At 69.9% G+C, this 19,910-nt stretch carries 21 protein-coding genes and 1 tRNA gene; 15 read left to right on the top strand and 7 right to left on the bottom strand.

Annotated elements, in window-relative coordinates:
- Positions 1-3 precede the first annotated feature (3 nt).
- The 3 genes from pgk (at position 4) to JT689_RS06275 (ending at position 1,764) form a co-directional block, all read left to right on the top strand.
- A complete protein-coding gene (pgk, locus tag JT689_RS06285) occupies positions 4-1,200 on the top strand; it encodes a phosphoglycerate kinase (protein ID WP_136361431.1) in 1,197 nt (398 codons plus the stop codon).
- A complete protein-coding gene (locus JT689_RS06280) occupies positions 1,197-1,679 on the top strand; it encodes a GNAT family N-acetyltransferase (RefSeq protein WP_136361430.1) in 483 nt (160 codons plus the stop codon). Before pgk ends, JT689_RS06280 begins: the two co-directional genes overlap by 4 nt.
- Before the next feature lie 11 nt (positions 1,680-1,690).
- Positions 1,691-1,764 (top strand) — tRNA-Thr (locus tag JT689_RS06275).
- Between the two features lie 36 nt (positions 1,765-1,800).
- Here the strand turns inward: JT689_RS06275 and JT689_RS06270 are convergent.
- The 5 genes from JT689_RS06270 to hutU all read right to left on the bottom strand — a co-directional run bounded on the left by JT689_RS06270 (position 1,801) and on the right by hutU (position 8,376).
- Entirely contained in the window at positions 1,801-2,553 is a 753-nt protein-coding gene (locus JT689_RS06270) for a ribonuclease H-like domain-containing protein (protein ID WP_205251810.1), read from the bottom strand.
- Positions 2,554-2,868: 315 nt separating this feature from the next.
- On the bottom strand, positions 2,869-4,446 hold the full coding sequence (gene hutH / locus JT689_RS06265) for a histidine ammonia-lyase (protein WP_205251809.1): 1,578 nt from the start codon (positions 4,444-4,446) through the stop codon (positions 2,869-2,871).
- Entirely contained in the window at positions 4,443-5,693 is a 1,251-nt protein-coding gene (gene hutI, locus JT689_RS06260; protein WP_205251808.1) for an imidazolonepropionase, read from the bottom strand. Before hutI ends, hutH begins: the two co-directional genes overlap by 4 nt.
- Positions 5,690-6,610 carry a formimidoylglutamase gene (gene hutG / locus JT689_RS06255; protein WP_205251807.1) on the bottom strand — a complete coding sequence of 307 codons (921 nt, stop codon included), beginning with the start codon at positions 6,608-6,610 and terminating at the stop codon, positions 5,690-5,692. Before hutG ends, hutI begins: the two co-directional genes overlap by 4 nt.
- Positions 6,610-8,376, bottom strand: a complete 1,767-nt coding sequence (hutU, locus tag JT689_RS06250; protein ID WP_205251806.1) for a urocanate hydratase — start codon at positions 8,374-8,376, stop codon at positions 6,610-6,612. The genes hutG and hutU overlap by 1 nt, the downstream gene beginning before the upstream one ends.
- An 83-nt stretch (positions 8,377-8,459) precedes the next feature.
- On the opposite strand from hutU, the gene JT689_RS06245 reads away from it, so the two are divergent.
- The 6 genes from JT689_RS06245 (at position 8,460) to JT689_RS06220 (ending at position 13,681) form a co-directional block, all read left to right on the top strand.
- A complete protein-coding gene (locus tag JT689_RS06245; RefSeq protein ID WP_010902872.1) occupies positions 8,460-9,092 on the top strand; it encodes a helix-turn-helix domain-containing protein in 633 nt (210 codons plus the stop codon).
- 52 nt (positions 9,093-9,144) lie between these two features.
- Positions 9,145-9,585, top strand: coding sequence for a hypothetical protein (locus JT689_RS06240; protein WP_012289291.1), 441 nt, complete (start codon positions 9,145-9,147; stop codon positions 9,583-9,585).
- Positions 9,586-9,650: 65 nt separating this feature from the next.
- A complete protein-coding gene (locus JT689_RS06235; protein ID WP_205251805.1) occupies positions 9,651-10,946 on the top strand; it encodes a 5'-deoxyadenosine deaminase in 1,296 nt (431 codons plus the stop codon).
- A 104-nt stretch (positions 10,947-11,050) separates the two neighbouring features.
- Positions 11,051-12,301, top strand: a complete 1,251-nt coding sequence (gdhA2, locus tag JT689_RS06230) for a glutamate dehydrogenase GdhA2 (RefSeq protein ID WP_010902870.1) — start codon at positions 11,051-11,053, stop codon at positions 12,299-12,301.
- Between the two features lie 43 nt (positions 12,302-12,344).
- The gene (locus JT689_RS06225) at positions 12,345-13,043 is read left to right on the top strand and encodes an HAD family hydrolase (RefSeq protein ID WP_205251804.1); all 699 of its coding nucleotides are present in this window, start codon (positions 12,345-12,347) and stop codon (positions 13,041-13,043) included.
- Positions 13,044-13,045: 2 nt separating this feature from the next.
- Entirely contained in the window at positions 13,046-13,681 is a 636-nt protein-coding gene (locus JT689_RS06220; protein WP_010902868.1) for a class II aldolase/adducin family protein, read from the top strand.
- A gap of 15 nt (positions 13,682-13,696) precedes the next feature.
- On the opposite strand, the gene JT689_RS06215 is transcribed toward JT689_RS06220, so the two are convergent.
- Positions 13,697-13,903 carry a hypothetical protein gene (locus JT689_RS06215; protein ID WP_010902867.1) on the bottom strand — a complete coding sequence of 69 codons (207 nt, stop codon included), beginning with the start codon at positions 13,901-13,903 and terminating at the stop codon, positions 13,697-13,699.
- Positions 13,904-14,039: 136 nt separating this feature from the next.
- Here JT689_RS06215 and JT689_RS06210 point away from each other — a divergent pair, with 136 nt between their 5' ends.
- The 5 genes from JT689_RS06210 to JT689_RS06190 all read left to right on the top strand — a co-directional run bounded on the left by JT689_RS06210 (position 14,040) and on the right by JT689_RS06190 (position 17,965).
- A complete protein-coding gene (locus JT689_RS06210; protein WP_205251803.1) occupies positions 14,040-15,416 on the top strand; it encodes an NAD(P)/FAD-dependent oxidoreductase in 1,377 nt (458 codons plus the stop codon).
- A gap of 78 nt (positions 15,417-15,494) precedes the next feature.
- Entirely contained in the window at positions 15,495-15,959 is a 465-nt protein-coding gene (locus JT689_RS06205; protein ID WP_010902865.1) for a peroxiredoxin, read from the top strand.
- A gap of 38 nt (positions 15,960-15,997) precedes the next feature.
- On the top strand, positions 15,998-16,351 hold the full coding sequence (locus JT689_RS06200; protein WP_205251802.1) for a nucleoside triphosphate pyrophosphohydrolase: 354 nt from the start codon (positions 15,998-16,000) through the stop codon (positions 16,349-16,351).
- 36 nt (positions 16,352-16,387) lie between these two features.
- Positions 16,388-16,597, top strand: a complete 210-nt coding sequence (locus JT689_RS06195; protein ID WP_205251801.1) for a hypothetical protein — start codon at positions 16,388-16,390, stop codon at positions 16,595-16,597.
- Between the two features lie 123 nt (positions 16,598-16,720).
- Positions 16,721-17,965, top strand: coding sequence for an ATP-binding protein (locus tag JT689_RS06190; protein WP_205251800.1), 1,245 nt, complete (start codon positions 16,721-16,723; stop codon positions 17,963-17,965).
- A gap of 12 nt (positions 17,966-17,977) precedes the next feature.
- On the opposite strand, the gene JT689_RS06185 is transcribed toward JT689_RS06190, so the two are convergent.
- Positions 17,978-19,123 carry an acyl-CoA dehydrogenase family protein gene (locus JT689_RS06185; RefSeq protein ID WP_010902861.1) on the bottom strand — a complete coding sequence of 382 codons (1,146 nt, stop codon included), beginning with the start codon at positions 19,121-19,123 and terminating at the stop codon, positions 17,978-17,980.
- A 138-nt stretch (positions 19,124-19,261) separates the two neighbouring features.
- Between JT689_RS06185 and sod the strand changes: the two genes are divergently transcribed.
- Positions 19,262-19,864: a superoxide dismutase gene (gene sod, locus JT689_RS06180; protein WP_010902860.1), complete on the top strand. Its 603-nt coding sequence runs from the start codon at positions 19,262-19,264 to the stop codon at positions 19,862-19,864.
- Positions 19,865-19,910: the final 46 nt, after the last annotated feature.

Raw genomic sequence — 19,910 nt, 5'->3', positions numbered from 1 at the left:
TACATGGCGATACGGACCCTCGACGACCTGGCGGCGGCCAACCGCGCGATCGGGGTGCGCGTCGACATCAACAGCCCGCTGACGGCCGCCGGCGGGCTGGCCGACGACGCTCGCCTGCGCGCGCACGTCGACACGCTCGCCGAACTGCTGGCTGCGGACGCGCGCGTCGCCGTGCTCGCCCACCAGGGCCGACCGGGCGGCGACGAGTTCGCGCGCCTCGAACGCCATGCCGACCGCCTCGACGCGCTCCTCGATGCGCCCGTCTCCTACTGCGACGCGACGTTCTCCACGGGGGCACGCGACGCCGTCGCCGACCTCGCACCCGGCGAGGCGGTCGTGCTTGAGAACACCCGCTTCTACAGCGAGGAGTACATGACGTTCGCCCCCGAGCGCGCGGCCGACACCGCGCTCGTCGATGGCCTCGCGCCGGCGCTGGACGCGTACGTGAACGACGCGTTCGCCGCCGCCCACCGCTCACAACCCTCCCTGGTCGGGTTCCCGGAAGTCCTCCCGTCCTACGCGGGGCGCGTGATGGAGGCCGAACTGGACGCACTCAGCGGCGTCGCCGACACGCCAACGCCACGCACGTACGTCGTCGGCGGCGCGAAAGTGCCGGACTCCGTGGAAGTCGCGGCACACGCCCTCTCCCACGGGCTCGCCGACAACGTACTCGTGACCGGCGTGGTGGCGAACGTCTTCCTGGCGGCCACCGGTGTCGATCTCGGCCGGGCGTCGACCGACTTCATCCACGAGCGCGACTACGGGACGGAGATCGCGCGCGCGGCCGACCTGCTCGCGGCGCACAACGACGCCCTCCACCTGCCCGTCGACGTGGCCGTCGAGCGCGACGGCGCGCGGTGTGAACTCTCCACCGACGCCCTGCCGCCGGCCGGCGACGAAGCCGTCTGTGACATCGGCAGTGATACCGTCGACGCGTACGCCGACGTGCTGGCGGACTCCGAAACCGTCGTGGTAAACGGGCCGGCCGGCGTCTTCGAGGACGACCTGTTCGCCGACGGGACGCGTGGCGTCTTCGACGCGGCGTCGGAAGTCGAGCACAGCATCGTGGGTGGCGGCGACACCGCGGCCGCGATCCGGCGCTTCGACATCACCGGCTTCGACCACGTGAGCACGGGCGGCGGTGCCGCGATCAACCTCCTGACCGACGCCGACCTGCCCGCGGTGGCGGCGCTGCGATGACGGTGCGGCCCGCCAGCGGCACGGACATCGACACCGTCGCCGAGCTGTGGGTTCAACTGGCCGCCGAGCAACGCGCCCACGGCTCGCACCTGCTGGCCGCCGAAAACCACGCCCAAGCCCGCGACCTGATCGGGCAGTACGTCCACGCCGACGGTGTCGCTGTCACAACCCAGGCCGGACGCACGGTCGGGTTCGTGATGTTTCACACCGAAACCGGGTTCTACGAGACCGACCGCACCCGTGGCGTCATCGACAACCTCTACGTTGCGCCCGGGTTCCGGGGCGACGGCCGCGGATCGGCGCTGCTCACGCACGCCGAGCGCGAACTCCGGTCGCGGGGCGCGGACGCGCTGGCAATCGAAGCGCTCGCGGACAACGCGGCCGCCCGCCGGCTGTACGAACGCCGCGGCTACGCCCCCCACCGGGTGACCTTCGAGCAGTCAGTCGAAAACGATACCCACTCAAAGGATGACCCGTAACATCCGGGTGCGCCAAGGGAGCTTGGGTGGTCCAAGCACTCGATTTGTAATCGAGAGTTCGTGGGTTCAAATCCCACCCTTGGCTTGATACGCTGTTGCTTGCGTGCGCCGTCGTGTCGAGTCAGACGTGCGGTTCGAACACGTCCCGGTGGAGGCGTTCGGCCACCGCATCGAGGATCGTCTGGAGGTTCTGCGTGTCGTACTGGTTGTACGTCACCAGGCGGTCGAGCGCGGCTTCATCGTTGTCTTCGGCGTAGCGACGCCACAGCCGGACCGCCTCCCGACCGTCAACGTCGTCGACCTCCGCACGGTCGACCCCGAGGTCGCGTTCGACCTGCTTCAGCCCGCCGGTGAGATCCAGGCGTCGGCACGGATACATCAGGTCCAGGTGGGGGCTGTCCAGTGAGAGATCGAAGTGGTGCTCGAGGAACGGGGCGTCGAAGCGTTTGCCGTTGAACGACGCCACCATGGGCGCGTCGAGCAAGGCCTGTAGGCGCTCGCTGGTGAGGTCGCTGCCGCGGACGAGCGTGGTGGTGTCGCCGCCGCGGTGGACGCTGACCGTGGTGACGACGCTGCTGTGCTGGTCGAGCCCGGTGGTTTCGATGTCGAAGAAGGCGACGTCGTCGGCGACGTTCTCGTAGAGCCGCCAGAGCTCGCCCGACGGCAGCGCGTCGGCGAAAAACGACGTGTTGCCGGCGTCGAGGGCGCGCCCGGCGGCGTCGATGAACGAGTAGATGTTCTCGGCGGTGGCGTCCCCGATGCCGGGGCCGTCGCCGTCGAAGTCAGTCCAGTGTGTGACGCCGTGTTGCCAGAGGCGGCGTTCGGTCCGCTCGCCGACGCCGGCGGCCGGCAGAAACGAGTTCTCCACGCGCATATCCACGGCCTGGGGTGGCTGGCACATAGGCAGCGCGGTCTCCGGGCGGGTACGTGGTGCCGAGCGCTCGGTATCGGGGGCGCACTCGCTGGTGAGTCGTCGAGTCGCCGCCGCGTGGCAGTGAAGTCGGTCAAAAGTGGCCGTGGGCAGCGGCCACCCGATGTCAGAGGCACGTCCACCGGACCTGCAAGCTGACCGGTGAACGTATGTCTGTTGTGCGGCGGACATAGTCAATCTTCACCCTTCACAGTAAGGTGTGGTTTGTGGTGCCGTGTTAGCGATGTGTACTGCGTGCCCACTGCCGACGGCGCGGGCTTACGCGAGGGGCGCGTCGAGCGCACGCGCAACTGCGTCCTCGACCAGCCCTGCACGGACGAGATCGCCGACAGCAGCCATGTCATCAGCCAGCGCCCGGTCGCCGGCGACCGGCTCGGACACCTCGCGCACGAGGTCGTACGCCGCGGCTGTGCCCGCGCCGAGCGCGAGATCCGGATCGAGGAACTCCCGGCCTTGCGCGCCACACAGCAGCTCCACGCCAACCACGGTGGCGGCCTTCTCGACGGCCTCCCGGAAGTTGTACGCCGCCCCCGCGCTCATGCTCACGTGGTCCTCCTGTGCGCCCGACACCGACGCGTTGTCGAGTGTTGGCTGGCCGAGCGACCGCAGGTCGCTGACAAGCGACGCGGCCGTGTACTGCGGGATCATCAGCCCCGAGTGCAGCCCGCTGTCCGGGGCGAGGAACGGCTCCAGGTGTGGCTCCTGGGTTTCGGGGTTGAGCAGGCGGTCGGTGCGGCGCTCGCTGATCGCGGCGAGCTCGGCGAGCGCGCTGGCGGCGTACCCGAGGCGCAGCGCCAACACCTCGCCGTGGAAGTTCCCCCCGGAGACGACCGCCGCCCGGTCGGTGCCACTGGCCCGCGGCCCCACGCGGTCGCCGGCGAACACCAGCGGGTTGTCGGTCGCGCTGTTGAGCTCCGTCGCCACGGCCGCTCGGAGGTGGTCCAGCGCGTCCCGAACGGCCCCGTGGACCTGTGGCAGGCACCGAATCGAGTAGGCGTCCTGCACGCGGTCGCAGTCCCGGTGGTGGTCGAGAACCTCGCTGCCGGCGGTCAGGTTCCTGATGTGTCGCGCGCTCACCGCCTGCCCGTCGTGGGGGCGGACCTCGTGGATCGCGGGGGCACAGCTCGCCGTCGTGGACATCGTCACCTCCGTCGTGAGCGCGCCCGCGGTGTCCGCACTGCGGAGCACGCGCTCGGCGTCCACGAGCGCCAGCGCAGCCACCCCGGTGGTCAGTTGCGTGCCGTTGATCAGCGCGAGCCCCTCTTTGGCCTGCAGCGTCACCGGCTCCAGGTCGGCCGCCGCGAGCGCCTCGGCGGCGGGCATGCGTTCGCCCGCCACGTCGGCCTGCCCCTCGCCGATGAGCACGCGGCTCATGTGTGCCAGCGGCGCGAGGTCGCCGCTCGCACCGAGACTGCCCCGTGACGGCACCACGGGATGGACGCCCTCGTTCAGCAGCCCCACGAGCACGTCCAGGACGCGCTCGCGGATGCCCGAATACCCCTTCGCGAGCGCGTTCAGCCGCGTCACCAGGAGCGCGCGCACTGCCGCCGTGTCGAGCTCGCTGCCGGCACCGGCGGCGTGGCTGCGCACGAGGTTCGCCTGTAGGGCTTCCCGGTCGGCGGCGTCGATGCGGGTGTCGCTCATGGACCCGAAGCCGGTGTTCACGCCGTAGACCGCTTCGTCGCCGCCGAGCACGTCCGCGATGCGGGCTCGCGACTCGCGCACCGCCTCGCGCGCGCCGGCGGCGATGCTGACGGGCGCGTCGTGTCGTGCAACCGCGTCGACGGCCGCCGGGGTCAGCGATTCGCCATCGATGACGACGCCCTCGGTGGTCACGCCCCACCACCCCCGACGGCGACCGTGCCGTCCGTCAGCACGGCTTCGACGTTGTTCACACCGGGGTTGTACGGCAGGTGTACGTGGCTCGGGGCGTCCACGACGAGCACGTCCCCGTCGGTGCCTTCCCGGAGCGTGCCGGTGCCGTCCCGGCCGCGGTCGAGCGCGCTCGCGGCCCACGCGGTCGCGGCCAGCACCGCGTCCGCGGGCGCCATCCGCATCCCGTTGCACGCCAGGGACACGACGAACCCCATGCTGTGGGTGTAACAGTTCGGGTTCAGGTCGGTGCCGAGCGCGACCGGCGCGCCCGTGCGGTTGTCGGCTGCCGCCAGGAACTGCTGTGGGTCGGCGTACGCTTCGTCCAGCACGAACGCCGTCGCGGGGAGCAACACGGGCGTCACGCCGGCGTCGGCGAGGGCGGCGGCGTCCTCGGGCGTGGCGTGCAGGAGGTGGTCGGCGCTGGTCGCCCCGAGGTCGGCGGCGAGCTGCGCGCCCCCCAGTCGGGTGAACTCCTCGGCGTGAAGCTTCGGCGCGAGTCCGTGCTCGCGGCCGGCATCGAGGATCCGGCGGGACTGTTCGACGGTGAACACGTCCGCCTCGCAGAACACGTCGCAGAACCTCGCAGGGCCGTTGGCGGCCGCCGGGAGCTGGTCGGCGATCACCGCGTCGACGTAGGCGTCGGCGTCGGTGTCGTCGGGCACGGCGTGCGCGCCGAGGAACGTGGTCACCACGTCGACGGGGTGCTCGGCGGCGGCCGCGATGGCGTCGAGCATGCGACACTCCGTCTCCGTGTCCAGCCCGTAGCCGGTCTTCACCTCGGCGGTCGTGGTGCCGTGGGCGAGCATCACGTCGAGTTGCGCGGTGAGGTTCGCCACCAGGGCGGCGTCGCTGGCCGCGCGCACGGCGTCAACCGTCCGGAGGATGCCACCGCCCTCGGCGAGGATCTCCTGGTAGGGCTTGCCGCGGAGCTTCGCGGCGAACTCGTCGCTGCGGTCGCCCGCGAACAGGGCGTGCGTGTGCGGGTCAACGAACCCAGGGAGCACGGTCTTCCCGGTGGCGTCGATCGCCGTGGTGGCGTTCTCGGCGGGGTACGCCGCGAGCACGTCCGCGGTGTCCCCGACCGCGGCGACCGCGCCGTCGACGACCGCAACCGCGCCGTCGGCGTGCGTTTCGAGCGTGTCCCCACCCGCAGCGGGGCCGACGACCAACTCGCGCGCGCCGTGCACGACCGCGTCGAGGCTGCTCATTGCGCCCCCGCGAGGAAATGCGCGATCGTCCGTGCGGCGGCGTCGACAGTTCGCCCGCCGGTGTCGAGGGAGGGCGCCGTTTCGACGAGTTCGAACCCGCGGATGCGGTCGTCGCTGGCGGCCAACGCCTCCACCAGCGCGAACAGCTCCCGGGGCTGGATGCCGCCCGGTGTCGGCGCGCTCGCACCCGGGTAGGCCGCGTCGAGCACGTCGATGTCCACGCTCACGTAGACGTGATCCACGCCGTCGAGGGCCTCGCGCGCGACGTCCAGGCTGCCGTCGCGGTCAGCGGCGACGGCGTCGCTCGTGACGATGCGGCCGCCCTGCTCGCGAAGGAACCCGGCGTACGCGGTGGTGGTTTCGAAGTGGCGCGCGCCGACGACAGCGAGCGCGTCCAGCCCGGCGTCGAACAGCTGTCGGTACGGCGTCCCGCTGGTCGGGCCACGGTCACCGACCGCCCGGCAGTCGAGGTGCGCGTCGACGCTCACGACACCGACCGCGCCGTTGTCCGCCGCGACGAGGGGCGCGACGTTCGCGTACGACAGGGAGTTGTCGCCGCCGACGAACACCGGCAGCGCCGCCGTTTCGTGGACCTCGGCGGCGGCTTCGCGGACCGCCGCCTGTGTGTCGGCCACGTCGCCGTCGGGGAGCACGACGTCACCGAGGTCCGCCACCCCGGAGACGGCCCCCGCGCCGAAATGGTGGGTTTTCACGCCCGCCAGCGACTCCCGGATCGCGGACGGCCCGTCGCGCGCCCCCCGACGCCCGATCACCGCGCCGTCGTACGGCTCGCCGACGAGGACGGCGTCGTAGTCGTCGGCGTCACTGGGTGTCGGTACCGGCTCGACGACGCCCCCGAACTGCTCGTCCCGTGGGTCGGTGCTCGTGGGCGTCCAGTCGGTCGCGTCCTGGAACATCACTGCTCACGCTCCGCGTCCCGCATCGGAACCGTAACCCCGGACGCTGCAGCCTCCACGAGCGCGTCCGCGTAGCCGGCGTCGGCGTGCCGGATCACGCCCATCCCGGGGTCGGTGGTGAACACCCGCCGCGCCGTCTCGGCGGCGGCGTCCGAGCCGTCGAGCACCACGTGGTTGTTGGTGTGTAATGAGTTTCCGATCCCCACACCACCGCCGTTGTGGACGCTGACGATGTCGGCGCCCGCCGCCGTGTTGAGGAGTGCGTTCAGGATCGGCCAGTCGGCGACGGCGTCCGTGCCGTCCCGCATGGCCTCGGTTTCGCGGTTGGGGCTGGCGACGCTGCCGGCGTCGAGGTGGTCGCGGGTGACGACGATCGGGGCCTCGATCTCGCCGCTATCGACGAGCTCGTTGATCCGAACCGCGAACCGGGCGCGCTCGGTGAGGCCGTCGTCCGCGGCGCAGTAGCCAAGCCAGCACACCCGACTGGGCAGCCCCTGGAACTGGACGTGTTCCTGCGCGAGGTCGATCCACCGGTGCAGGTCGTCTTTCTCCGGGAACAGCTCCGTGACGGCCCGGTCAGTGCGGTGGATGTCAGCGGGGTTCCCGGACAGCGCCACCCACCGGAACGGCCCCTTCCCGCGGCAGAACAACGGCCGGATGTACGCCGGCACGAACCCCGGGAAGTCGAACGGGTCGTGGGACTCCCCGGCGGTTGTCGTCACGTCACCGCGGTGGGCGGAGACCTGCCCACGGATGTTGTTCCCGTACTCGAAGGCGACCGCGCCCGCGTCCTGCATCGCGAGGACGGCGGCGACGTGGCGCGCCATCGTGTCCATCGACGCCTCGCGGTACGCGTCGGGGTCCTCCTCCCGCAGCTCGTCGGCGTCCGCGACAGTGTACCCGCTCGGGTAGTAGCCCGCCAGTTCGTCGTGCGCGCTCGTCTGGTCGGTGACCACGTCCGGCACGAAGTCGCGGTCGAGCATCCCCTCCAGCACGTCCGCGGCGTTGCCGTGAACGCCGACGCTGTAGGGGTCGCCCGCCTCGGCGGCTGCTGTCGCGCGCTCGATGGCCTCGCCGAGGTCGTCGGTTCTCTCCATGCAGTAGCCGGTCTCGATGCGGCGGTCGATGCGGGCCTCGTCGACCTCGGCGGCGATGCAGACGCCGTGGTTCATCGTGACCGCCAGCGGCTGCGCGCCACCCATCCCTCCGAGGCCGGCGGTCGCGACGATCTTCCCGCGGAGGCCGTCGTTGTCGGGGTAGTGGTCGCGGGCCAGCTCCGCCAGCGTCTCGAAGGTGCCCTGGATGATCCCCTGCGTGCCGATGTACGCCCACGAGCCCGCGGTCATCTGGCCGTACATGATCTTGCCCTCGGCCTCCAGTTCGTGGAACTGCTCCCAGTCGGCCCAGTTGCCGACCAGGTTCGAGTTCGCGATGAGCACGCTGGGCGCGCGCTCGTGGGTTTCGAAGACCCCCACCGGTTTCCCGGACTGCACGAGCAGCGTCTCGGCGTCCGCAAGCGTTCGGAGTTCGTCGAGGATGGCGTCGTAGGCGTCCCACGACCGGGCGGCCTGTCCGGTGCCGCCGTAGACAACGAGGTTCTCGGGGTCCTCGGCCACCTCGGGGTCGAGGTTGTTGTTCAGCATGCGCAACGCGGCTTCCTGTCGCCAGCCCTCGCACTCGATGTCGGTGCCGGTCGGTGCGCCCTGATAGGCCTGCCACTGGGCGGACGGCTCGCTCGTCTCCGCCGCCGCGTTTGGTGTGTCCATACAGCACACTCGGCGCGCGTAATCATGACGCTACACCCGCCACTAGACGGGTCGTTTATGCGTGGTCGCTGTGGGCTGGGCGTATGCAGCAAGCGACGCTCCGGCTCGCCGGGTCCGGGAGCGCGTACGCCGCCGCCACCGCAAACACCGACGCGCGCATGCAGTTGTGGTGCAACGACCACTGCGACCTCCTGGAGGTCAGCGGCGGCGGTGTGGCGCGCGTGCTCGCCGCCGTCGACGCCCGCGTCGGCATCCGCGATCGCGTCACCGAAGGCGACACCACGGTTGCTGTGACCGAGGCGTGCCTGCGCGCGGCGACCGCCGACGGCGTTGAGGACACGCTCGCCGCCCACGGCTGCCTGCTCGTGCCACCGCTGACCTACGATGACGGCCAGAAACACCTCCAGGTGCTCGCGCTCTCGCCGGCGGCACTCACCGATGTGTATCACGCCCTGCGCGCGGACTACGAGATCACGGTCGCGGACAAACGCGAGGTGAGCGCGCCCGCCAGCGCGGCCCCAGGCACCCAGGCGGCAGATCTGACAGCCCGCCAGGCCGCCGTGCTTCGCGCCGCCGTCGACGCCGGCTACTACGAGCGACCCCGCGAAACCACCACCGCCGCCCTCGCCGACCGGTTCGACATCGCGCGGTCCACGCTCGAAGAACACCTGCGGCGCGCCGAGGGGAAGCTCGCGCGGGCCGCCGTCCGCGACTAACGGCGGGCCCGATACCACAACACTTCTGCGGCCCGCACACCCAGCCCGGTGTGTGCGTCGATTCGCTGGCGTGGTTCTCGGCGGCGTGCTCGCGCAGGCCGCCATTCTCGGAACGTTCGGCCAGCTCAGCCCCCACCACCCGGGCGCGGTGGTGGTGGCGTTCCGCGTGAGCACCACCGGCCTCATCGGCGGCTACGTCGCGGCCGCGCTCGGTACACACCACCCCCTGCGGACCGCGACTGCGGCGGGCGCCAGCGCCGGCGTCGGTGTCGGCGTGGCGTTCTGGTGGACGGTGCTGTACGGCGACACCGTGGGCGTGTTCCACCAACTCCACTACGTGCTCGCGACCGCGCCGATCCCTGGCCGGCTGGTGCGCACCGCACCCCGGGCGGTCGCCGCGGGCGCGGCGCTGCTCGTCGCCGCGGCGTTCACCGCCGGGGGGTACCTGGGCGGCTGGATGGTGGCGACGACGCGAGCGGCACGCCGGGACTGACGCGGCCGCGACCACCACCCGAATCACAACGCCTTAGCGTGCGCGGCGGCGTACGCTGTGAGGGAATGACGCTACTGACCGCCGACACCGTAGTGCAGGACGCGGACCGCGTGCTCCAGGACGGAGCCGTGGTGGTTGTTGACGACCGGATCACGGCGGTCGGCGACCGCGCCGCGCTGGCGGACGCCCACCCCGACCACGAGCGGATCGACGTGGACGTGCTCGCGCCCGGGCTGGTGGGTGCCCACGTGCATTCGGTGCAAAGCCTCGGCCGCGGGATCGCTGACGACCAGGAGCTGCTGGACTGGCTGTTCGACCACGTGCTCCCGATGGAGGCGGGGCTGGACGCCGCCGAAATGCGGGCGGCGGCCGACCTGGCGTACCTGGAGTTCGTCGAATCCGGCACCACCGGCGTCGTCGATCACCTCTCGGTCGATCACGCCGGCGAGGCGTTCGGGGCGGCCGCCGACAGCGGCGTGCGCGCGCGCCTCGGGAAGGTGCTCATGGACAAGGACTCCCCGGACGGCCTCCAGGAGGACACCGACGCGGCGCTCGCCGAGACGGAGGCGCTCATCCGCGAGTGGGACGGCGCTTGTGACGGGCGCATCCAGTACGCGATCACCCCGCGGTTTGCGGTCTCGTGTACGGAAGCGTGTCTGCGTGGCTGCCGCGCGCTCGCGGACGAGTACGGCGTTCGCATCCACACGCACGCAAGCGAAAACCAGGGCGAGATCGAGACCGTCGAAGCCGAGACCGGCAAGCGCAACATCCACTGGCTGGACGACGTCGGGGTGACCGGCGAGGACGTGGTGCTTGCACACTGCGTGTGGACCGACGACAGCGAGCGCGCGCTGCTCGCGGAGACGGGCACGCACGTCACGCACTGTCCGTCCTCGAACATGAAACTGGCCTCGGGCGTCGCGCCCGTCGCGGACTACCGCGAGCGCGGGATCAACGTCGCGCTCGGTACCGACGGCCCGCCGTGCAACAACACCCTCGACGGGTTCGCGGAGATGCGCCAGGCCAGCCTCCTGGGGAAAGTCGACGCCCTCGATCCGACCGCGCTGCCCGCCCGCAGCGTCTTCGAGATGGCGACGCACAACGGCGCGAAGGCCGCAGGCTTCGAGAACGTGGGGCGGATCGCGGAGGGATGGACGGCGGACCTCGTGGGCCTCAGCACCGACGCCGCGCGCTCGACGCCGATCCACGACCCGTACTCCCATCTGGTGTACGCCGCCCACGGCGACGACGTGACGCTCACGATGGTTGCTGGCGACGTGCTCTACCGGGACGGCGCCCACGTCCGGATGGACGCCCCCGCGATCCGGGAGCGCGCCCGCGAGTTCGCCGCTGAACTCTGACCCGCCGGCCGTCCGGGCCGACACGCAGCGTTGCGGTATGGCTGCCCGTGGCACACCCGTTCCAAGCCGAGACGTACTTCAACCACGACAGATTTTGCGGGGACATGACCGAGAGTGGTCCGCTGGAGAATATGCTCGCGCAGATGGAGCAGGCGCGCGAGTACGTTGACATCGACGACGGCATCTACGAGCGACTGAAGTCCCCCGAGCGAACGCTGTCCGTCAGTCTCCCGGTGCGCATGGACGACGGCAGCGTGGAAGTGTTCGACGCCTACCGCTGCCAGTTCGACAGCGCACGCGGCCCCTACAAGGGCGGCATCCGCTACCACCCGACCGTCTCCGAGGAAGAGGTGTCCGCGCTGGCCGGCTGGATGACCTGGAAGACCGCGCTCGTCGACCTGCCGTTCGGCGGCGCGAAGGGGGGCATCGTCTGCAACCCCAAGGAGCTCTCGGACAACGAGATCGAGCAGCTCACCCGCCGCTACACCGAGGGCATCCGCCGGATGATCGGCCCGGAGACGGACATCCCCGCGCCCGACATGAACACCGACCCCCGCACGATGGCGTGGGTCATGGACACCTACTCCGTCTATCAGGGGTACGCGGTTCCGGAAGTCGTCACCGGCAAACCCCCGGAGATCGGCGGCACCGACGGCCGCGTGGAGGCCACCGGCCGCGGCGTCTCCATCATCACCGAGGAGACCTTCGAATACTTCGACACCGACATCCAGGACGCCGACGTGGCGATCCAGGGCTTCGGAAACGTCGGCAGCGTCACGGCCGATCTGCTCTCCGAGCGCGGCGCGAACATCGTCGCCGTCTCGGACGTGACCGGCGCGATCCACGACCCAACCGGGCTCGACATCGCCGACGTGCAGGCGTACGCTGACGCCAACGGCGGCCGCCTGGAGGGGTACGACGCCGAACCCATCTCCAACGACGACCTCCTCACGCTGGACGTCGACGCCCTGATCCCCGCCGCGATCGAGGACGTCATCACCGTCGACGTGGCCGAACGCCTCGCGGCCGACGTGATCGTGGAAGCCGCCAACGGCCCGACGACCTTCGACGCCGCCCAAGTCCTCAGCGACCGCGGCGTCCCCGTCGTCCCGGACATCCTCGCGAACGCCGGCGGCGTCATCGTCTCGTACCTCGAATGGGTGCAGAACAGCCAGCAGTACTCCTGGGACGTCGAAGAGGTCAACCGCGACCTCCGACAGCGGCTCACGGGTGCCTTCGACGAGATGCTGGTGGCCTACGAGGACCGCAACATCCCGACGCTGCGCACCGCCGCCTACACCATCGCCTTGGAGCGCAGCGCGGACGCCCACGAGTTCCGCGGGCTGTTCCCGTAACCCAACCCGAGGAGTTAACCCCGCTGCCCTCACAGCCCGGGGCATGAGCCACGAGGCGGTGTTCGTCGACCTCGACAACACCCTCTACCCCTACCAGCCGTGCAACGAGGCGGGCCAACAGGCGGCCTGGGAGACAGCCACCGACCGCGGCTACGACGTCTCGCGGGCGGCGTTCGAATCGCTGTACTCCCGGGCGCGCGCCGCGGTCAAACGCGAGGTTTCCGAAACCGCAAGCGCCCACGACCGCGGCCTCTACTTCAAGCGCGCGATCGAACTGCAGGCGGGCACCCCCAACGCGGCCGACGCGCTGGCGCTGGCCGACGCCTACTGGGACGCCTACATCGACGCGCTGTCGCTTTTCGACGGCGTTCGGGAGACACTAGATCGTCTTCGGGACGCCGGCCTGGACGTGGCTGTGGTGACGAACCTGACGACGCGCGTGCAGCTGCGGAAGCTCGCGGCTACGGGGCTGGCCGGCCGCGTCGACTGCGTGCTCACCAGCCAGGAGGTCGGTCGCGAGAAACCCGCGAGCGTGATGTTCACCGTGCCGCTGGCGCGCCTCGGTGTCGCACCCGCGGACACAGTGATGGTCGGCGACTCGGTGACGTCGGACGTCGTGGGTGCGAACGGCGTCGGGCTGACGAGCGTGCTGTGCAACAACGACCGCACGGGGCTGACCGGCCGCGAATCGCCCGACCACAGGATTGAATCGTTCCGGGACGTAACGGACGTGGTACTGTAACCATGCTCGCCCGTGAACGCGTCGACGTGGTGGACTACGCACCGGCACTGAGTGACCTCACGCCCGGCCGCACCGGGAACCTGAGCGTTCGCGACGGCGACCGGTTCGCCGCGACGCCGACCGGCGTCCCCTACGACGGCTTCGACGCCAGCGACGTGCCCGTGGTCACCCTCGACGGTGACGTGGTCGCCGGCGAGATGACGCCCACCAGCGAGGTCCCGATGCACACGGGCATCTACCAGCGCCTGGACGCGGGCGCGATCGTGCACACGCACTCGCCGTGGGCGTCCACACTGGCGGTGCTGGGCGACGAACTCCCCCCGATCCACTACATGATCACGGCGGTCGGGCGGCGCGTCCCGGTCGCGGAGTACGCGCCCTACGGCTCCGACGATCTGGCCGAACTCGTCGTCACGGAGATGGCCGACGCGGACAGCGACGCCTGCATCCTCGCCCACCACGGCCTCGTCGTCGTCGGCGACGACCTGGCCGACGCCGTCGAGAACACCATCCACGTCGAGGAGCTGTGCAAGGTGTATCTGCGGGCGCGCCGCCACGGCGACCCGGACACGCTCACCGACGACCAACTGGCCGCCGTCGAGCGCCGGTTCCAGTCCTACGGGCAGGGCGGCGACTGAGCCACCGTCCGCGGCTCACAGCGCCCGGTTCGCGAAATGCGTGAGCGTCAGCATCGCGACCACGAGCATCCCGAAGCCGGCAACCGCGAACCACGCCGACGCGATCCGCGGGGACGCAGTCACGTCGGGCGCGCCCACCCACACGGCCCCGCCCGTGGTCGCCGTCACCAGCCCGTAGACGTACGCCCGGATGCATTCGTAGCCCACTCCCACCACGTCCATGTCTCGCTGTCGTGTTCGACTGGCTATATTTGTTCGGGTGTTTCTCACGCCCGCTCACACAGTGTGTTGTGGTGAACGCCCGCACACGAGCCCGAAACTCGAAGTACTATAACAGCGGCGCGGTGACCATAGAGACATGACTGACGTGGATGTCGCCGTGGTTGGTGGTGGGCCAGCGGGGTCGACCGCTGCGTACGCGGCCGCCGACGCAGGCGCTGACGCCGTCGTCTACGAGAAGGGCGTGCCCCGAAGTGACCGCGACCGGCTCGGCCCCGACTCGACGGACGCAGCCGGCTTCCTGGATTACTGGCTGGACGTCGCCGGCCTCGATGTCGCGGACATCCCCGACGACGTGATCGAACACGACCTGGCCGACGCCGAGTTCATCGGACCCACCGAGCGCGTGACCGTCGACCGGACCGGCATCGACAACGACTACGACGCCTTCGGGTTCACCTTCCATCGCGCCCGCTTCGACGACTGGCTCCGGGATCGCGCCGAGGCCGCCGGCGCGCGCTACGAGGCCGGCACCACGGTGAAGACGGTGGACTCACACATCGACGGTGACGGCCACGAGCACACCCTCCATCTCGGTGGTGGGGAGACGGTCACCACCGAGTATCTCGTGCTCGCCGACGGCCCCCAGCGTCAGATCACCATGCGCGTCCTCGACCCCCTGTTGCCCGCGGACACGCAGGCCAGCACGGTGCTCAGCCCGCCGGACGCCAACCACATCGCGTACCAGGAGTACCGCCAGTTCCCGGACGACGTCTTCGACGACGCCTCCCTGAAGTTCTGGTGGGGATGGATGCCCGGCGAGACCGCCTACCCCTGGGTGTTCCCGAACCAGGGCAACGTCGCCCGGGTCGGACTGACGATGCCCATCGGCCTGGACATCGCCGACTTCGACCCCGACGACTGGCGGCTGCTGCGCGCGGACGACGACAAGATCCCGTCCGGCAGCGAGTACATCCACCGCTTCCTCACCGAGGTGTACGGCGACGAGTACGACATCGACACGGCGTTCCCGATCGTCGACGACCACGGCAAAGCCGGCGGCACGGAAACCTACCCGATCTCGTCGACGCAACCCATCGAATCACCGGTCGAGGCGGGCATCGCCGTCACCGGCGGCGCGATGGGCGCGACCTCGGCGTTCCACGAGGGCGGCGACCACGTCGCCCACCGGACGGGCCTGCTTGCCGGCCGGCTGGCGGCCACGGAGAGCCTCGAGGAGTACAACGACGCCTGGCACGACGCCATCGGCGACGAGGTGAAACGCAACGTCGCAATGGCGAACATCGTCGGGTCGTTCGGCCCCGACGACTGGGACGACACGATCCGCATCACGCGATCGATGCTGGACGCCACCGACACCGGCAGCGTCATCTCCAAGTCCAGTGCGCGCTCGGCCGCCGGCGGGCTCAAGCTCTACGGCAAATACCGGAAAGCGAAGTTCGGGCTGCGCAACGGCCGCTACGTGAGTCTGCACGCGTCGGATTACTCGCTGTAACGGCGTGATGTCGCAGCGCTGACCACCCGCTCGCTGGTTCCGTAACTGGTTCCCTGTCGGGACCCAAACCCCCAGCGTATGCTATCCGAAGGTACCACCGCACCCGACTTCTCGCTTGCCAACCAGGACGACGAGACGGTGTCGCTCTCGTCGTTCGCGGGCCAACACGTTGTTGTCTACTTCTACCCACGCGCCGACACGCCGGGCTGCACGAGCGAAGCCTGCGAGTTCCGCGACAACTGGGGGCGCTACGACGACGCCGGCGTGCCCGTCGTCGGCATCAGCGACGACCCCGTCTCGGAGCTCGCGGCGTTCAAGGACAAGTACAACCTGCCTTTCGATCTGTTGAGTGACGCCGGCGGCGAGGTGGCGACCGCCTACGAGTCCTACGACGAACAGGAGATCACGGGCGAACTGATGGACGTGACGCTTCGCAACACGTACGTCATCGGTCCCGACGGCACGATCACCGCCGCCTTCGAGGGCGTCGACCCCGAGGGGCACGCCGACGAGGTGCTGGCCGCCATCGAGGACGCCGCGTAGTCGACACCGTTTTCTTCCATGTGCCCGACACCCAGGCTGTGAGCCGAGACCACGACAAACTGGTGCGCGACGAGGTGCCTGACGCCATCCGCGAGGACGGAGAGACGCCAGTCACGCACCGCGCGTCGGGCGAGGAATACCGCGACCGCCTCGCGGACAAACTCCTCGAAGAGGCCACGGAGTTCGCCGAGAGCCGCGCCATCGCCGAGATCGGCGACGTGCTGGACGTCGTCGACGCGATCTGTGCCGCCCGCGACATCGACCGCGACTATCTCGAGGACATGCGCGCCGCGAAAAGCGACGAGCGCGGCGGCTTCGTCGAGGGGGTCGTCCTGGACGGCGTCGAACCGACCCCCGAGCACAAACACGCCGACTGGGAGGAGCCCGAGTAACGCCGCGCTTACCATCCTCGGGGTGTATCCGTGTCCATGGACTGGACCGAAGTCACCCGTCAGACCGGCCGCGAGTGGGAGCGCGCCGACGGCAACGCCATCGTTCGCGCACGCCGGACCGCCGGCGGCGACTGGGCGGTGACGTACGAGCGCCTGACCCAAGCCCCCGAGGGCTCGACGTACGAACGCACCACAGCCCCAACCGAGGACGACGCCCTCGCGGCGGCCGCCGAGTTCCGCGACTGACCGGAACCCAGCGCCCGCTACGGGCACCCACGTTCCCACGCACCGATAATTAGCTTCCACGTACATGTTCTGGGCGAGGATTGCCAGGGGTACCGGGCGGCACCCGCCCACCCCACAGTAGACATGTCTCACACACAGCCCACCACCACCTCGGACGTACTGCACCGGTTCTGGCGGCGCTACGAGTCGTTCATCTGGTGGACGATGGACGCAGTCGGCGTCGCCAGCTCCGTCCGTGCGAAGATCCTGTTGGCGGTCACGATCCAGTTCGCGGTGTCGCTTGCCCAGGTCGTCGTGCCGGTGTACTTCTCGGGGCCGGCACGCATCACGGCGGTCGGCGTGCTCGTCGTGGGCGCGACCCTGGCGCTCGTCAACACCGTGCTGGTCGTCGAACGGGACATCGTCGACCCCGTGACCGGGCTGCAGGCCGCGGCCACGCACATCGCGGAGGGGGATCTCGCGGCCGGTGACCCGCCCCGCGCCGACGGCCAACAGGACGAGATCGGCGCGCTCGTCGACGACTTCGCGGCGATGCACAGCCACCTCCGGGTGGTCGCCGCGCAGGCCGAAGCGCTCGCCGACCACGACTTCGACGCGGCCGTCCTCGAAACCTCGCTTCCCGGGCGGTTCGGCGCGTCGTTGCGCCGGATGACCGCGAGCCTGGATCGGTACATCGACCGCATCACGGCCGACCGGGAGCGCTCCACGCTCCTGAACTACCTCGTCAGCCACGACGTTCCCAACGTGGTGAACGTGCTCAGCGGCCGCCTGCAGTTGGCGCGCCGCCAGACTGACGCCCAGGCCGTCCGCGATCACCTCGACGTCGCGGACCGGCAGGTCTCGAAGATCGAGGAGGTCTGTGACGTCGTCGGGAAGCTCACGCGCGACGACGGCGCGGCGGCGATCGACGTCGTCACGCTGCTCGACAGTGAGGTGGCGCGGGTCACGGAGTCGTACCCGGACGCGCAGGTCAGCGCCGACCTCCCGTCACCGCCGTGCCGGGTTCGGGGCAACGAGCTGTTGAACTCCGTGTTCCGGAACCTCATCACCAACGCCGTCGAGCACAACGACACCCCGACGCGTCGGGTCGCAGTCTCGGTCGCGGTCGAGGCCGAATCGGTGACGGTGCGGGTCGCGGACAACGGCCCCGGCCTGGACGTCTCGGACAGCGAGTCGTTCTTCCAGCACCGGCCGGTCGGAACGGGGTTGAACATCGTGCACACGGCCGTGCGGACGTTCGGCGGGACGGTGACCGTCGCCGACAGCGACCTCGGTGGCACCGCCTTCGAGGTGGCGCTGCCGCGGGACCCCGAGTCGCCGTCACGCACCGTCCGGCGGCCGGTCGATCCGCCCACCGTGAGCGACTGACCACACGCCGGGTCAGTCCATCATCTCGCGGGCGATCACGTTCTTCTGGATCTCAGTGGTGCCCTCGTAGAGCTGCGTGATCTTGGCGTCCCGGTAGAACCGCTCCACGTCGAAGTCGTTGACGTAGCCCGCGCCGCCGTGGATCTGGACCGCCTCGTCGGCGACCTCCACGGCGATCCGGGACGCGAACGATTTCGCCATCGACGCCAGCGCGGTGAGTTGGTCGTCGCGGTGGTCGACGCTCCACGCGGACTTCCGCGTGAGCGTGCGCGCGGCCTCCGTTTTCGTCTGCATCTCCGCGAGCTTGTGCTGGATGGCTTGGAAGTCGGCGACGGGCTGGCCGAACTGCTCGCGCTCCTGAGCGTACGCGAGCGCGCGTTCGGTGGCACCGCGCGCGATGCCCACACCCTGTGCGGCGACGGTGGTGCGGGTTTCGTCGAAGAACTGCATCAGTTGGAGGAACCCGCCCCCGCGCGTGCCGATGAGGTTCTCCTCGGGAACGCGCACGGCGTCGAGCACGAGTTCGGCGGTGTCGGACGCCCGGATGCCGAGTTTGCCCGTGATCTTCTCGGCGGTGAACCCGTCGCGGTCGCTTTCGACGACGATCTGACTGAACCCCTCGTAGCGCCCGCTGGCGTCGGGATCGGTCCGGCACAGGACGACGAAATAGTCGCCCACCGAGCCGTTCGTGATCCACATCTTGTTGCCGTCGATGATCCACTCGTCGCCGTCTTTCTCGGCGGTTGCGGAGACGCTTGCCACGTCCGAGCCGGTGTCGGGCTCGGAGATCGCCGACCCCATGATGGCGTCGCCGGCGGTGACGGGTTCGAGGAACCGCCGCTTCTGGTCGTCGGTCCCGAACGCCGTGATCGCTTCGGCACCGAACCCGGCGCTGGCGACGCACAGCCCGATGCCGGGGTCAGCGGCGAACAGCTCCTCGACGATGATGGCGACCTCCACCGGTGAGTAGCCGGCACCGCCGTACGCCATGGGGATGCCCGGCCCCAGGAGGCCGGCGTCGGCGGCCTTGTCCATGACCTCGTGGGGGAACGATTCGGCCGTGTCGTGTTCGGTGGCGACGGGCCTGATCTCGTTGTCTGCGAACCGCTGCACTTCGGCTTTGATCGCGCGTTGTTCGTCGCTGAGTTCGAAGTCCATGTGGTATCATCCAGCATACATCATGAAAAATACTTGTAAACGCTCGGCATCACTTCCACGGTTCCCGTCCAGTCACGAACCCAACTGAAACTGCATTCCGGAAACCACCATAAGCAGCGCCGACGTACGACACACTGTATGTCCGAATACGAACTCCCACCGCTGCCGTACGACTACGACGCGCTCGAACCACACATCAGCGAGCAGGTGCTCACGTGGCATCACGACACCCACCATCAGGGCTACGTGAACGGCTGGAACGACGCCGAGGAGACGCTGGCGGAGAACCGTGAGACCGGCGACCACGCCTCGACAGCCGGCGCGCTCGGGGACGTCACGCACAACGGCTCGGGGCACATCCTCCACACGCTGTTCTGGCAGTCCATGAGCCCGGCGGGCGGCGACGAGCCGTCCGGGGCGCTCGCCGACCGCATCGCGGCGGACTTCGGCTCCTACGAGAACTGGCGGGCCGAGTTCGAGGCCGCCGCCAGCGCGGCCAGCGGCTGGGCGCTGCTCGTCTACGACTCCCACAGCAACACGCTCCGGAACGTGGCCGTGGACAACCACGACGAGGGCGCACTCTGGGGCAGCCACCCCATCCTCGCCCTCGACGTCTGGGAGCACTCCTACTACTACGACTACGGCCCCGACCGCGGCAGCTTCGTCGACGCCTTCTTCGAGGTCGTTGACTGGGACGAGCCCACCGAGCGCTTCGAGCAGGCGGCCGAGCGCTTCGAGTAACGCCCCGCCCGCGGGGACACCCTGAAACGCCACGCTTTTTGGCCGT

Source organism: Halobacterium sp. GSL-19, from assembly GCF_016917855.1.
In the GTDB taxonomy this organism is placed as follows: Archaea; Halobacteriota; Halobacteria; order Halobacteriales; family Halobacteriaceae; genus Halobacterium; species Halobacterium salinarum.
Note: the sequence above shows the minus strand (reverse complement) of the source record. Positions and strands in the feature narration are given on the sequence as shown.

Excerpts from the sequence above, each read along its gene's own strand:
- pgk (WP_136361431.1), top strand. The coding sequence starts at position 4 with ATGGCGATACGGACCCTCGACGACCTGGCGGCGGCCAACCGCGCGATC.
- JT689_RS06280 (WP_136361430.1), top strand. The coding sequence starts at position 1,197 with ATGACGGTGCGGCCCGCCAGCGGCACGGACATCGACACCGTCGCCGAG.
- JT689_RS06270 (WP_205251810.1), bottom strand. The coding sequence starts at position 2,553 with ATGCGCGTGGAGAACTCGTTTCTGCCGGCCGCCGGCGTCGGCGAGCGG.
- hutI (WP_205251808.1), bottom strand. The coding sequence starts at position 5,693 with ATGAGCAGCCTCGACGCGGTCGTGCACGGCGCGCGCGAGTTGGTCGTC.
- hutG (WP_205251807.1), bottom strand. The coding sequence starts at position 6,610 with ATGTTCCAGGACGCGACCGACTGGACGCCCACGAGCACCGACCCACGG.
- hutU (WP_205251806.1), bottom strand. The coding sequence starts at position 8,376 with ATGGACACACCAAACGCGGCGGCGGAGACGAGCGAGCCGTCCGCCCAG.
- JT689_RS06245 (WP_010902872.1), top strand. The coding sequence starts at position 8,460 with ATGCAGCAAGCGACGCTCCGGCTCGCCGGGTCCGGGAGCGCGTACGCC.
- JT689_RS06235 (WP_205251805.1), top strand. The coding sequence starts at position 9,651 with ATGACGCTACTGACCGCCGACACCGTAGTGCAGGACGCGGACCGCGTG.
- gdhA2 (WP_010902870.1), top strand. The coding sequence starts at position 11,051 with ATGACCGAGAGTGGTCCGCTGGAGAATATGCTCGCGCAGATGGAGCAG.
- JT689_RS06225 (WP_205251804.1), top strand. The coding sequence starts at position 12,345 with ATGAGCCACGAGGCGGTGTTCGTCGACCTCGACAACACCCTCTACCCC.
- JT689_RS06220 (WP_010902868.1), top strand. The coding sequence starts at position 13,046 with ATGCTCGCCCGTGAACGCGTCGACGTGGTGGACTACGCACCGGCACTG.
- JT689_RS06215 (WP_010902867.1), bottom strand. The coding sequence starts at position 13,903 with ATGGACGTGGTGGGAGTGGGCTACGAATGCATCCGGGCGTACGTCTAC.
- JT689_RS06210 (WP_205251803.1), top strand. The coding sequence starts at position 14,040 with ATGACTGACGTGGATGTCGCCGTGGTTGGTGGTGGGCCAGCGGGGTCG.
- JT689_RS06205 (WP_010902865.1), top strand. The coding sequence starts at position 15,495 with ATGCTATCCGAAGGTACCACCGCACCCGACTTCTCGCTTGCCAACCAG.
- JT689_RS06195 (WP_205251801.1), top strand. The coding sequence starts at position 16,388 with ATGGACTGGACCGAAGTCACCCGTCAGACCGGCCGCGAGTGGGAGCGC.
- JT689_RS06190 (WP_205251800.1), top strand. The coding sequence starts at position 16,721 with ATGTCTCACACACAGCCCACCACCACCTCGGACGTACTGCACCGGTTC.
- JT689_RS06185 (WP_010902861.1), bottom strand. The coding sequence starts at position 19,123 with ATGGACTTCGAACTCAGCGACGAACAACGCGCGATCAAAGCCGAAGTG.
- sod (WP_010902860.1), top strand. The coding sequence starts at position 19,262 with ATGTCCGAATACGAACTCCCACCGCTGCCGTACGACTACGACGCGCTC.